Origin of the sequence: Algoriphagus aurantiacus (assembly GCF_035156405.1) — a bacterium.
Classification (GTDB): domain Bacteria; phylum Bacteroidota; class Bacteroidia; order Cytophagales; family Cyclobacteriaceae; genus Algoriphagus; species Algoriphagus aurantiacus.
The window spans coordinates 19936-33715 of record NZ_JAXRUT010000033.1 but is presented as its reverse complement, the minus strand read 5'-3'; the positions used below and the strand labels follow the sequence as shown (position 1 = coordinate 33715).

General features: G+C 38.3%; 8 protein-coding genes. 3 read left to right on the top strand and 5 right to left on the bottom strand.

Annotated elements, in window-relative coordinates:
* The first annotated feature begins 23 nt into the window (after positions 1 to 23).
* Together SYJ56_RS22880 and SYJ56_RS22875 are read left to right on the top strand one after the other, a co-directional pair.
* Positions 24 to 2201 (top strand): catalase, encoded by a 2178-nt coding sequence (locus SYJ56_RS22880; RefSeq protein WP_323838302.1) that lies wholly within the window; start codon positions 24 to 26, stop codon positions 2199 to 2201.
* Between the two features lie 54 nt (positions 2202 to 2255).
* Positions 2256 to 2714, top strand: a complete 459-nt coding sequence (locus SYJ56_RS22875; RefSeq protein ID WP_323838301.1) for an ankyrin repeat domain-containing protein — start codon at positions 2256 to 2258, stop codon at positions 2712 to 2714.
* A 208-nt stretch (positions 2715 to 2922) separates the two neighbouring features.
* Here SYJ56_RS22875 and SYJ56_RS22870 read toward each other — a convergent pair whose 3' ends face one another.
* The 3 genes from SYJ56_RS22870 to SYJ56_RS22860 form a co-directional block, all read right to left on the bottom strand.
* Complete coding sequence (locus tag SYJ56_RS22870) at positions 2923 to 3378, bottom strand: ferritin-like domain-containing protein (protein ID WP_323838300.1); 456 nt, start codon at positions 3376 to 3378, stop codon at positions 2923 to 2925.
* A 786-nt stretch (positions 3379 to 4164) separates the two neighbouring features.
* Entirely contained in the window at positions 4165 to 7350 is a 3186-nt protein-coding gene (locus tag SYJ56_RS22865) for a chemotaxis protein CheB (protein ID WP_323838298.1), read from the bottom strand.
* A 934-nt stretch (positions 7351 to 8284) separates the two neighbouring features.
* Positions 8285 to 9055, bottom strand: coding sequence for a cupin domain-containing protein (locus tag SYJ56_RS22860; RefSeq protein WP_323838297.1), 771 nt, complete (start codon positions 9053 to 9055; stop codon positions 8285 to 8287).
* 380 nt (positions 9056 to 9435) lie between these two features.
* Here SYJ56_RS22860 and SYJ56_RS22855 point away from each other — a divergent pair, with 380 nt between their 5' ends.
* The gene (locus SYJ56_RS22855; protein ID WP_323838296.1) at positions 9436 to 10014 is read left to right on the top strand and encodes a YceI family protein; all 579 of its coding nucleotides are present in this window, start codon (positions 9436 to 9438) and stop codon (positions 10012 to 10014) included.
* 157 nt (positions 10015 to 10171) lie between these two features.
* On the opposite strand, the gene SYJ56_RS22850 is transcribed toward SYJ56_RS22855, so the two are convergent.
* Complete coding sequence (locus SYJ56_RS22850; protein ID WP_323838294.1) at positions 10172 to 12853, bottom strand: TonB-dependent receptor; 2682 nt, start codon at positions 12851 to 12853, stop codon at positions 10172 to 10174.
* A 20-nt stretch (positions 12854 to 12873) separates the two neighbouring features.
* Positions 12874 to 13704: a GLPGLI family protein gene (locus SYJ56_RS22845; RefSeq protein WP_323838292.1), complete on the bottom strand. Its 831-nt coding sequence runs from the start codon at positions 13702 to 13704 to the stop codon at positions 12874 to 12876.
* Positions 13705 to 13780 lie beyond the last annotated feature (76 nt).

Sequence of the window (13780 nt, the reverse complement as noted above, 5' to 3'; positions counted from 1 at the left end):
CCACAACTCATAAACTTAAACAAATGGAAAGCTCAAAATCAGATCAGAAAGACAACACTAACAAAAAGCAGGAAGATCTTGCAGGTAATATGGAGGACAGTCAAAATGAAAAAATGACTACCAACCAAGGCCTAAAAATTAATGATGATACCAATTCCTTAAAAGCAGGAGATCGAGGTGCCACACTCCTTGAGGATTTTATTTTAAGGGAAAAAATAACGCACTTTGACCATGAGAGAATTCCTGAAAGAATTGTTCATGCAAGAGGATCGGGAGCTCATGGTGTATTCAAGGTATACGACAATTCAATTAGTAAATATACCAAGGCAGCATTTTTAACAAATCCAGAAAGAGAAACTCCGGTTTTCACCCGTTTCTCAACAGTAGCAGGATTTCGAGGTTCGCCTGATGTTCCCAGAGATGTTCGTGGCTTTGCCGTAAAATTCTATACAGAGGAAGGGATATACGATTTGGTAGGAAATAATATGCCAATTTTCTTTATTCAGGATGCCATCAAGTTTCCTGATTTGGTTCACGCTGTCAAGCCAGAACCACATAATGAAATTCCTCAGGCCGCCTCAGCTCACAATACATTTTGGGATTTTGTTTCGCTATCCCCGGAGACCATGCACAATGTGATGTGGTTGATGAGCGATAGAGCAATTCCGAGAAGTCTACGAATGATGGAAGGCTTTGGAATTCATACTTTCCGACTCATAAATGAGGAAGGAAAAGCACATTTTGTAAAATTTCATTGGAAGCCACTTTTAGGCACGCACTCAGTAGTATGGGATGAAGCTTTGAAAATTAACGGTCAGGACCCTGATTTCCACCGCCGTGATTTATATGATGCGATAGATAGTGGTGCTTTTCCGGAATGGGAACTAGGAGTACAAATAGTGCCAGAAGAAGATGAACATAAGTTTGATTTTGATTTGCTGGATCCAACCAAACTGATCCCAGAAGAAATTATTCCAGTTCAAAAAATCGGTAAAATGACGCTAAATCGTAATCCCGAGAATTTCTTCGCAGAAACAGAACAAGTTGCTTTCCACCCAGGGCATATAGTCCCGGGCATCGATTTTACCAATGACCCCTTATTGCAAGGAAGGTTATTCTCTTATACAGATACACAACTCAGTCGCTTAGGGGGTCCTAATTTCCATGAGATCCCTATTAATAGACCTGTTAATCCAATACATAACAATCAGAGGGATGGTATTGCTAGGATGGAAATTAATAAAGGAAAAACCAGTTATCATCCGAATTCTATTGGTAAGGGATATCCCGAGCAAGCGAAAGTAAGCGAAGGAGGTTTTGCCACTTATCAGGAACGAGTCGATGCGAATAAAGTGAGAGCGAGAAGCAAAAGCTTTATGGATTTCTTCAGCCAACCTGCGTTATTTTATAACAGTTTATCAGAACCTGAACAAAATCATATAGTAGAAGCATTTTGCTTTGAACTAGGTAAGGTAGATATTCCAAAAATCCGCCAACGTATGGTAGGTTTAATAAATCAGGTTGATGCTAGTTTGGCCATGAAAGTAGCCGAAGGTTTGGCTTTAGAAGTAAAAGAGCCTGAACAGCCAATCAATCACCAGTTTGGTGCGGATGCTAATCCGCAAGATTATCAGCCTATCAAAGTGACTCCTAGTCTTCAAACTTCCCCTGCATTAAGCATGTCGAATACTGTGAAGGGTAATATTAAGACCAGGCAAATTGCATTTTTAACTGCCGACGGAGTTGATGCAAATTCAGTTTCTGTAATGAAAGAAGCATTGGAAGCGGAAGGCGCAATTGTAAAGATTATAGCTCCAAAATCAGGATTTATAACAGACAATTCTGGCAAAAGTATAAAGGTTGATCATAGTTTTCTAACCTTCTCGTCGGTACTAGTTGATGCAATCTATGTCCCTTCCGGAAAGAAGAGTATAGAAACACTCAAGCTAACTCCTAAAGCAGTTCATTTCATTGATGAAGCCTTCTTGCATTGCAAGGCTATCGCAGCTGATGAGAATGGTAAGGAATTGATAGAAATTAGCTATGTGAATAACTATGCGAAAAAGGATCTTGCTGGCTTGAAAGATGTGGGTCTACTGATAGGAAGCTCATCAGATACTCAGCTTTCTGGGCAATTTATAAAAGCAATAGGCAACCATAGGTTCTTTGAACGTGAGAAACTAGGTAAAATTCCAGCTTAAATATAACTACAGGGGAGCTAATGCAGCTCCCCTTTTTTTAAAACAGGCTATTTTATGAAAGAACTTATTGACTCAGCCAGAACTGGCAATTGTGAAATGATTGAGCAACTTATATCAGAAGGTGCGGATATTAATGGTAAAGATGAAAAGGGCTATACACCTCTGATTATTGCTACCTACAACAACCAACTTGAAGCAACTGAAATATTACTGAAAAATCATGCTGATATCAATGCGACCGATATCAGTGGCAATACCGCATTAATGGGAGTTTGCTTCAAGGGATATCCTGAGATCGCTAAACTATTATTGAACAATGGGGCTGATGTTAATGCAAGACACGGAAACGGTGGAACAGCATTAATGTTTGCAAGTATGTTTGGGAGAAAAGATATGGTAAAATTATTATTAGCTTCTGGGGCTGATAAAATCATCACGGATAATAGAGGCTTTATGGCTGTAGATCATGCTGGCATGCAACATAATATGGAAATTATCGAGCTTCTATCATAAGAAAAAAATAGTTAATAGCCATAGCCAACCGCTTAATTATTCAACCATTTTTTATTGGATAAAATTTGATGGCATAAAGTATTCAACATGGATAATTTTAACTTATTTAAAAATTTAAGGTTTTAAAAAAAAAATACACACCCTTTTTACGTTTATATAAAAAGGGTGTGTATTTGACTAAAATTAGTTAAGAGGATTGATTTACGTACTAAGCAACTTGATCTCTAAGCATTTTAATTTTATCATGAGACTGCTTTAACGTAGCCTTCTGACTATTTACTAATTCTTTCAAATGAGCGGGCAAATCTTCATCATTTGCTGCATCCTTATAAGCCTTTTGTGCTGCGTCTTCTCCAAACTCACAATTTTCTAGAACACTTTTTCTGTCGTGACCAGTAAATACGGCCTTCACATCCATCCAAGCTCTATAGAGTTTACCCGAGGTAGTATACCCCTGTTCGGTGTCAGTTTTTAATACGTTCAACTCATTAGAAAGAGCTAATCTACATTTCTGACTTTCTCCTATCAGTGAAACGAATAACGGTTTCAAATCATTGTCTTCCTGTTTTAAATTCTCGATCGCTTTTTCGTAACCCTCAATTCGGTCATTGTTAATTTCTACTAAATCATTTAAAATTTCAGCAGATTTGTCGGTAGTGTTCATAATTTTTTATTTTAAAATAAGATGTAATTGATTTTATAATTTATTAAACACATCCTATTTACTTTGCAATAGAAGTAAACAGTGTATGTCATTTTGATTACCTCCATTGAAGGGAACAAAATCATTCGAGAGCATTAATTGTTAATTGCTCAAGTACTTTCTTAATTACTTTTCAACGGAATAAAACTAATAGTACATTAGTGATATATTCTATCATGTATTATCCAAATACATAGCCATATTATTAAATTGATCTCTTTTTAGCGATCTAGGCACGATGAATAGAAAAATCTCATTCTGGAGGTGTAGAACTAGCATATTTCTAAGGAAATAAATCCTCATTATGTAGAAGACATTCCAGTCGGGAAGAGCCAGTACTTACTACTTTATACAAAAAGTAGTTTACTTTATTTAGTAGTAAACCCCTAGTAATGATTATTTGACAGCTGTATATGAATATAAAGAGCTGCTAACAACGAAGGATTACTTCGTGAAAAAAGTGTTGGGTGAATTTTCAAAACTTGTTGCCGAAAATCAATTAAGCTTTGTTCAATTCATGAAGAATTCATACGCAAAATATTCAACTACTCTTTCATCCAGCAAGCTGAGGACATATGCCCATCAAAATAATTCTACTAAATGTTTTGCTTTTATGGCGTTAGCAGCTTGAATTTCCAGGAATGGTTCCGAGAGTAAAATTCTAAAAGCGCGGGGTCTATCTCTTTATGTACGAATGACCAAATGATCAAGAACTTATGCACCCAAAAAACTAAGAGATTTCTAATGTTACCGGATAACTGGAAAATAAATTGTAAAGGTTGAGCCTTTTCCGTCTTCACTTTCTACTTCTATATCTCCTCCTGCATTGGTAATTGTTTTTTTCACCAGATATAAACCTATCCCGCTGCCTTCTACATGACTGTGCGCCCGCTGAAAAATCCCGAATATTTTAAGTTTTTTCTTTTCAGAAATCCCCAATCCATTGTCCTGAATTGATAGAATGATGAAGTCATTGGATTTTTCTGTCCGAATGGTCACTTCTGGAACTCGATCAGGTGACTTATATTTAATGGCATTACTCATCAGGTTAAACAGGATTCTTCTTAAATTCTTTTTAGAAAATTGAATTTCCGGCTCCTTTAAATCTAACCTAATTTTTGCTCCTGAATCCTGAATTTTGTCTTTTAAACTCAACTCTACTTCATTCAGTAGTTCTTTTAAATTAACACCTTCCTGAACGTCAATTTCACTTTCTATTTTGGCTATATCTGATAGTTCGTGAATGATGTTATTGAGATTGACTGTAGATTTTTCCAACAACTCAACCAATTCATTTAAATCATGCCGGGAAGCATCACCCTCTTTTAAAAGCGAAACGATACTACCCAAATTACTCATAGGGCCTTTCAAATCATGGGATACGGCATAAATAAACGTATTATGATCTGCATTAATTCTTGACAGTTTGTCCTGAGTCTTTTTTATTTCAGTTATATCGTTAAAAGTAATAATCACTCCATCACGGCTATTATCCTGTTGTTTGACATAAGGAATACAGACCATCTGGTACCAATGGCCATCCAAGGTTTGAACCTCCTTTTCTATAGTGTCGGAAGACGAGATCACTTTTCCGATATCCTCTATTAAGGTGGAGAATCGTATCTTCGTAGATATATCACTTAAAACCCTTCCTAAATCACTTTCTTGAAGGTTGATCTGCAGAACAGCGGAAGGCGTAAATTTTCTGAGAACAAGATCCTTGTCAACATAGAGCTGGGCATTGACAGTGGATCTGAAGTAGTTATTTAACTCATCATTCAATTCGGCCAACTCTTTTATTTTTAGCTGGTACTCATTGTTTACCGTTTGCAATTCTTCATTGAGTGATTGAAGTTCCTCATTTACACTCTGCATTTCCTCATTGCTCGAAATGAGTTCTTCATTGTAAGATGAGATATCTTCGCTGGATAAGTCCAATGCTATGTTGGCATCACTCAATTTTAGCTTGGTTGCCAAAATTTCATCTTTCAGGTCTTCAATATGCTTATGGGTATGCTCTTCAATACCGAAGATTTCAGTTTCACTGGGAGTTTTTGAGAGATCATCGCTAAATAATACTAGAATAACGGTTTGGGATGAATCATTTTCTGACAGAAACGGCTTGGCGAAAACCTTGACTGAATGGATAGTATCATTGATTTTATATCGTACTTTCCCAATAGTTGCATTCTTCTCATTCTTCAATACTTTATGGATCGTGGTCGAAGTAGCAATGGAAAGTTCCGCAGGCAACATTTCAAGCAGGTTGAAATTAAAAATTTTAGGAAGGAGATATTTCTCAAAATTCCCAAAAGTCTGAAGGATCTTAAAATCCGTGTCAATCCATATTGCTGCCTCATAACCACAGACACTCAGAAGTGAGTGATTAATGAGCTCATTTAGATTACCTCTTTCTGCACCTTTGGGAGGAGAGGTATTCTTGTTCAATTTGACCAATTGCCTATCCAAGCCTGGAATACTATAGGTGGTATCCCGGAAATTCCGAACCAATTCTATATTCTTGTATATTTTCCATCTCTTGTCCACTTCGATAAAAGAATGTTTTAAATCACCCAAACTTTCACTTGGGCCTAAAAATAAATACCCTTCCAAATTAAGACAGAAATGAAGGGAGGAAAGGATTTTCTTTTGTAAAACAGGATTGATGTAAATGAGAAGATTCCGACAGCTTATCAGATCTATTTTTCCGTAAGGAGGCTGATTTACAATATTATGGTCAGCAAAAATAAGCATCTTCCTAATGTTGTCAATTACCTTGTAATGATCCTTTTTTTTGACAAAAAACTTATCTAATCGATCTTTTGAAACATCATTTTTGATACTCTCAGGATATACCCCTTTTGATGCGTGACTGAGAGCTGATTTGTCAATGTCACTTGCAAATATTTTAACTTCAAGAGTTCTCTTGACCTCTGAGAGGCACTCTGCGATAAGTATTGCCAACGAATATGCCTCTTCTCCCGTAGCACAGCCTACTACCCACACTTTCAGCGTTTCCCCCTGTATTTTGTTCTCAACAAGTTCAGGAATGATTTTTTGATGAATCACCTCAAAAGCTTCTTCATCTCTAAAAAATTTAGTCACACTTATTAAAAATTCTTTGGCAAGATTATTAATTTCTGCAAGATTAGTCTCTAAAAAATCAGCATAATCTGCCAGTGATGTAATCTTATTTTTTGCCATCCTGAGATAAATCCTTCTGATTATAGTTGGACGTCTATATTCTGAAAAATCCAATGGCGTGTGTTTCTGTATCAATCCGAGTATTTTCAAAAATTCGGCTTCATTTTTTTCGGAAAGCTTATCTGCATAATTAATTTCCAATAAATCCCGCTTGAGGTGTAAGATGATTTCATCTGGAATTAAATCAGGACTAAGTATGACATCCACATTTCCCGAGTCGATGGCACTGTTTGGCATACCATCAAACTTTGCACTTGCTGGATCCTGAACGATTACAAAGCCGCCGTTTTTTTTGATGGTTGCAATTCCTTTGGTACCATCCGACCCGGTACCGGAAAGGATGATTGCAATGCTTTTATCGCCATGGCTCTTTGCCAGGGAATCAAAAAATATGTCTATGGATTTGTGGGGCTTTGAAGCTTTGTTATCTGCCAGAATCAAGCTTCTGCCCCTTATTGTCATATTCTTGCCTTTCGGCATCAGATAAACATGATTGGACTCAACTAACATCTCATTTTCAGCAACTGATATTTGCAGTTTGCTATGTTTTTCGAGGAGTTCTGCCATAAAACTTTTATGATCCGGGGAGAGGTGCTGAATAATCACATATGCAACTCCATCCTCAGGCGTATTGTCAAAAAGCAAATGGATAGCTTCCATGCCTCCCGCAGAGGCCCCTATGGCTATTATATACGGCTCATCTTTAAAAATCTTCTTATTTTTTTCCATGGGTTCGAAAAGCTGACGCATTGAAACGAATAGCTGTTATAGTTTTTTCACTAGTCTTATAATTGGTGACCTGATTTGCTTTACTTAATTCTCCTCTTTACTTCCAAAGTCAATTTTCAGATATAAAACATGCAGCATGCTGTTTAATGCATACATCATCTTCACTACGCGTCACGTATCGAGGCATAGTTACCTCACATTGTTGCTGTATAAACTTTAACTATATAAGCTATAAACAAAGGTGCGTTTCAGAAGAAGTATTTCAGAAGAGGTATTTTTTGCAAAACCATTCCTTACTAGAGTAATATTCGGACAGATGATTAAAGAGAAAATAATTCCGATCCATTTAAAAAGACAATTCTAGTTTAATTTAAACTATACTTTAAAGAGGTAAATAACATCATAAGTACTTGTCTTACATTTTATTAACCTATTTTTTGGCAGTTAAAAAAAGACTGAGAACGTAAAGCAACTAACCCTTATGCCTTCTTATCTAAAATCAGTTTTTTAATTTTATCCTTTAAGCATCTTAATTTATGAAATTCAAATATCTAACGTTTAAATCCAGTTATTAGATATTGAATGTATGAAATAGCAAAATGCATTCCTGATTTCTTTTGGTTTTTGTGAACAATTAATTACTTCATGCCTACAAGACTTGAGAGGAATAAAACCAAGAGGAAAAGGAATAAACATTAAGTTACTCCCAAATCGATTTATCTGGGACGCTCAAAGGCTCAGGGAAGCAAGGAGTAAGTTTGAAAAAATCCATGAAAAAATTAAATTATAAGTATTAAGGAGGTCATCTCCCCATTTACCTACTCCAGGGTTCCAAGGAATTTATAAATACTTTTTTCGGTATGAGTGGCAAACCTCAAAGGACTTCCTCTCTTCGGCTATCGCCATCCCTGCTCCTTGGTTTGCCATTAAACTCTTACTTCCATTTAAAAGCAAAATAGGATGTAGGCTGATCAGTTAGGTTTCGAATACCATGAAATAACTGAGATTCTACAAAATAGAAGTCACCTGCTGATGCACTGTATTCTTTGCCATCTATGGTCATGGCCGTCTCCCCGGAAATCATCAGGATAATCTCCGTCTCCACATGAGCATGCGGCTCGTGGCTCGGACCTTTCGTATCTAAAGTAGTCACATGCATTTCCAATCGCTCGCACATTGCTGTAGGTCTATCAAAATAGGCTCGACTTCCTCCCCTTTCGCTAGGCTTGAAAGCAAGCGAATCAGCATTAATCATCAGCGAACCTCCCGATACCATACCTCTTTCTACATCCATTTTCTTTTTGGCTCGATACCTAATCACAAAATAGGTAAGAGGGCTGTCACCAACATTAGAAAGGGAATGCATCTGAAGTGGCATCAAGGAAAGTACGCCATTAGCTCCAAGCACCGAACTTTCACCTTCTATCGTCACCTTCATCAGCCCTTCCTTCACTATAACGATCTCTTCAATATCCTCATTTGCATGCGCTGTACTGGGTTTGGCACCGACCGCCTGCGTAGTAGCATGCATTTCCAGGTATTCAAAATGTGGGGAAACGCCCTCAAGAATTGGCCTCCCCACGCGATCTTCATTTGTAATGACTTCATGGTCATTCCATTTGAAAACACCGGATTTTATAGGTTTGAGTTGGGCAAAAGCAGTAAGTGTCATAAGGCAAAAGAAGAAAATAAAGACAGATTTCATATGATTATAATTATTTTTAAGTGGTCATTTGGAATCTCGCAGGTTATAATCATCCCTCTGTGTGTCACTTGCGTCATGCTCGATTTCATATCAAAAATTTCAGTTGGGGACGTACTAAAGATAAACATTAGAAATTGAATCATGATTATCCGAACTGATACCAGTTCTCCCAATTTCTATGCTTAAGAGGCTGCAAAACCCTTACCTGCCTACCGAAGGCAAATCAGAAAAGAGCGATGTGAATCCACTCAAGCCCTGAAAACGCCTTTTGAATAATAGTTTCAAAAATGGCTTTAATCCAGAACCTTACGCTATTTTGTTCCGTCTTAGTCTATTCTAACCAATTTTCGGTTATACACTTTCAACCAAACTCAACACGTATGAAAATCCTTACTTTACTCTTTACACTAGCATTTACAGCATTCTCGTTTGCTCCGGAAGTTGCAACAGTAAATACTGCTGAAAGTACAATCACTTGGACTGCAAAAAAAGTTACCGGTCAGCATCATGGAAAAGTACCTATCACCTCCGCTACGCTGGATTATCAAAATAACAGAATACTTGGCGGAACTTTCGAGATGGATATGACTAGCTTAACAGTAGAAGATATCACCGATGCAGATATGAACAAGAAGTTAACCGATCACCTGAAGTCTGATGATTTTTTCTCTGTGGAAAAGCACAACAATTCAAACTTCAAAATCACTGACGCAAAAACCAGTAATGGAAAAGATTACGAAATCACTGGCGACCTCACTATCAAAGGCATAACCAAGCCAGTTACCTTTCCTGCTGCAGTGGAAGTAAATGGGGGTAAAATCACAGCTACCGGTAAATTGACTTTTGATCGCACACACTACGATATCAAGTTCCGTTCAGGGTCTTATTTCGAAAATCTCGCTGATAAGCTTATCTATGACGATGTGGAACTAGATGTAAAATTAGTTGCAAGTGAATAATTATTGAGCTACTACCACAATAGAAAGGCCGGGGAATTCCGGCCTTTTCTGTTTAAAGTCATATCAGATAAGGATTTTTGCTAATGACAAAAGCAACTTAGCTTATTGCTCCATCGATGTTGCATCATCGGTCATCACACACCTCGCACCCAACTCTTTAAATATCCCATTTCACAGTAAATAGCCCATATCTCGGCTGAACTAAATAAGAATAAGTACTGATCAGATTCTCCGTAAAGCTATCTCTTCGAATAGATTTTGTATCCAGAATATTCCAAACTGTCAACCTAAATTCCCAAGAACTTGACTTGCCCTGATAGCTTATAAACGCATTGAAGAAATCGAACTCACTTTTACTTTGCGCTGCTTTATTGAAGTAAGCATTGTAAGTATAATCCGCATTCAATTTCAATCCTTTCCAGATATCCCAGTCAACTTCGATTTTCGGGCTGTGGGTATCAAAGGTATTGTTTGCATTGGTGGACTTGTAGAAATTCTGATCCCAGGTGTAGCCCAAATCAACCTCCACCGTTTTCATAAAGGTACTGGTAAACTTAAAGAAGTATGCCTGTGCAAATTGACTATTCTCAATCAGATTTTGATCGACAAAACTATTGGTAGAATAGGTATTCCAATTTCCTCCACCACTTATTTTAAACGACTGAAATCTCTTATCTGCCTGCAAACTTCCCGTCAAGGTTTCATTAATTGGATCAATATTTTGAATACTCATGATTCGGTTGATTCCCACAAAATTGGTGGTATTAACCAAATCATAGTGCTTTCTTGACCAAGTGAGATTTCCGAAGAGATTGAGTGAGGAGAAGAAGTCAAAATGAGTATAGCCAAGAGTCTGGGTGAAAAACAAACCGTTATCCAATTGCCTGTTTCCTCTGAAAATCGAATTGTAATCCGAAATCACAAGTCCTTGGGCGAGCTTCTGAATATCCATGAAATTCGCTTGGCTACTAAATCGATACGTTAGGGAGCGATTGGATTTGATGTTCCATTTGGCATACATTCCAGGAAGCAATACCAATTTATCATTACTCTGATCATCTTCCATTTGAATATCATTCCAAGCGTATCTGTGGAGATATATCGAAGGGCTGATTACGACCGACTTCCATTTAGTCTTGTAGGTCATGCCTAAATACAAATCATGAAAGTTAAACCGGGAATCATTTTCAAACTCCTCCATATTAGCTTCTTCAGATGCACCAACCTGTTCCGCATCTCCTACTAACTCTTGACGGGTATCGGTATATCCAAAACTCCAATTGATGTGATTAGTTGGATTGAGGATCAGATAGTAATTAAATGCTCCTTCTAGAGTACGGGTTTTGATATCCTGATTTTGTAGGAAGCGATACATCTCACGATCCAGCACTGGTACCAGTCCATTAAAAGGCTTTTGATTAGTTGTCAAATTATAGAGTGGATTCTGGTATTTTTTCTCCCAATTCACTTCCATAGAAAAAACCCTTTTGTCCGAAGGTGCATGATACCACTCCCCTTTCTGCTGAATGGCATAAGGTTGCCTACTTTGGTAGCTGGTAATTTGCTGGCGGATTTGCCCAAAGTCAGAATCCTGAAAGTTCTGATTGGCGATATCGGCTAATTTCCCAAAAACGCTATATTTCACATAAGTCTCTTCCTTGGGAGTAAATGTCACAGCATACTTCATCAGCCCTGATTTATTCTCTACCGCACTCGCCGAAGTGAGCATTTCCTGATTATTTCCATCAGTTCTCAAATAGGTTCGCTGGGATGAAGAACCCAATTTGTTTTTGGAAGCCGAGCCAATCACGAATCCAGAATACCTCCATTTGGAACTTGGATTATAATTCAAATTCACAGCGGCTAGATCGGTACTTAAGTCAAGCGCATTATTCCGCTGCGCCATGGGAATACCAAGATTCTCCGAGCTTACATTCAGCGAAGAGCCTGACTTTCCTGCCAAATCAGCCAATCCTCCACTAAACCTAAAATAATCCTGAAGGGTAAAAGCCAGCTCACCTACATTGTTGGCATCAGCGATTAGGTTGAGATTCACTTTCGGTGAATAGTAGAAAGCATTGGCATGACCCAAGTACCTTTCTTCCGGTCCACCACCTGCTGTCAAATCCCCAAACACAAGATTCTTTTTACCATCCTTCAACTGAATATTGAGCGCCAAACTCTCGTCATTATCCAATCCACGAACAGGAGCTATTTCATTGAAGTTTTTCAGCACCTGTACCCGATCTACCGCATTTGCAGGAAGGTTCTTGGTGGCAAGTTTGGTGTCTCCATCAAAGAAATTCTTGCCATCCACCATCACTTTATCCACCTTTTTACCCTGCACCTTCACTTCCCCATTATCGTCAACTTCGAATCCTGGGAGCTTTTCCAATACATCCTTTAGCTTTCGCTCAGTGCCTGTTGTGAATGCATCTGTTTTATAAGTCAGCGTATCGCCCTGCATGGTGATGGGCAATTCGGTTACGACCTCCACCTGATCCAGCATAGTTTCATCCTGACTCAGAATGATTTTTAACTGCTCCTGATCTGACCATCCGGTTAGTTGAAGTTCAAATTGCTTGTATCCTACAAAGGAAACCCGAAGTAAATAGTCAGAGCCTGGCGCCAAGCTTATTTTGAATCTGCCCTCCCCATCAGTGATACTAAAACCACCGATCTTCTGAGTAGTCTGATTCACAGCGACCACATTTGCATAGGCAATCGGCTTATTTAGGCTATCAAGGACTTGGCCGATCAGATTTTTGTTTTGGGAAAAAGAAGGCAGGGCAATCAGGAGAAAAAATCCGATTGTAAGAAAGCGCTTAAGAAATAGCATGAGTAAAGTGTTCGAAGCGATTAATTACCGATTTTGATAGTTATCTCATTCCCTTCTCCAGGCTTGCCCGAATACCTCTTCATCATCTCATTCATCTTCTCTTCGGAAAGGGCTTGATAATCTTCTCTGCTGATCATTTCTCCCTTTTTAGGAATTTCTATTTGCACTGGCTCAGTGGGATTCAAGACGATTCGCTCGGCGATGTAAGTCATTCCATCGTTTTGTAATTCGAGAATCAACCCCGGTAATCCCCAAAAATCACCCGGACCATGGCTCACAGGAATCTGCATGGTAAACCAAGCCGTTACATTCACCGTGTCTTTACTTACTTCCATTTCATCCTTTCCCATCGAAAACACCCTGCTGTCAACAATTCTGGAATAGATCGCTTTTTGACAGGTATAGTCTCCTATCTTTTTGCTTTCCCCAGTCAATTCCCAATCGTATGTATTCAGACTGTCTTTTACCAAAAACCCTCTTCCCATCAAATCCTCTTCTTCAATGTAATTTTGCTCTGCCACATTCTTATAGAGCAATCTATCCTGATTCCCCGAATTAATCATTATGGTGGCTCCACCAGAAGAAGCCGTAGACGGTCCAGCACCTAGACTTTCCACCTGTTTCCAATTAGATTCTGTCTGGGAAAAAGTAAGCACATACTCACGCTCCATTTGCTTTTTCAATTGCTTCTGAAGATCCGCCATGACCTCAGGAGCCATTTTGGTACTGTCCATAGAAAATGAAATTTTTGAAGAGGATTTGTAAAAAGCTCTGCCGGTAAGACCTTGGGCAGTGACAGTAATTATCGAGCCCATTAGGGCAAAGGCGAGTACTAGTATTCGTATGTTCATAGCAGTAAATTAGTTGCTACAAACCAAGATAAACTGGCCCTACAACTTAGTTAAGCAGTGTTAACGTGTGTTAACA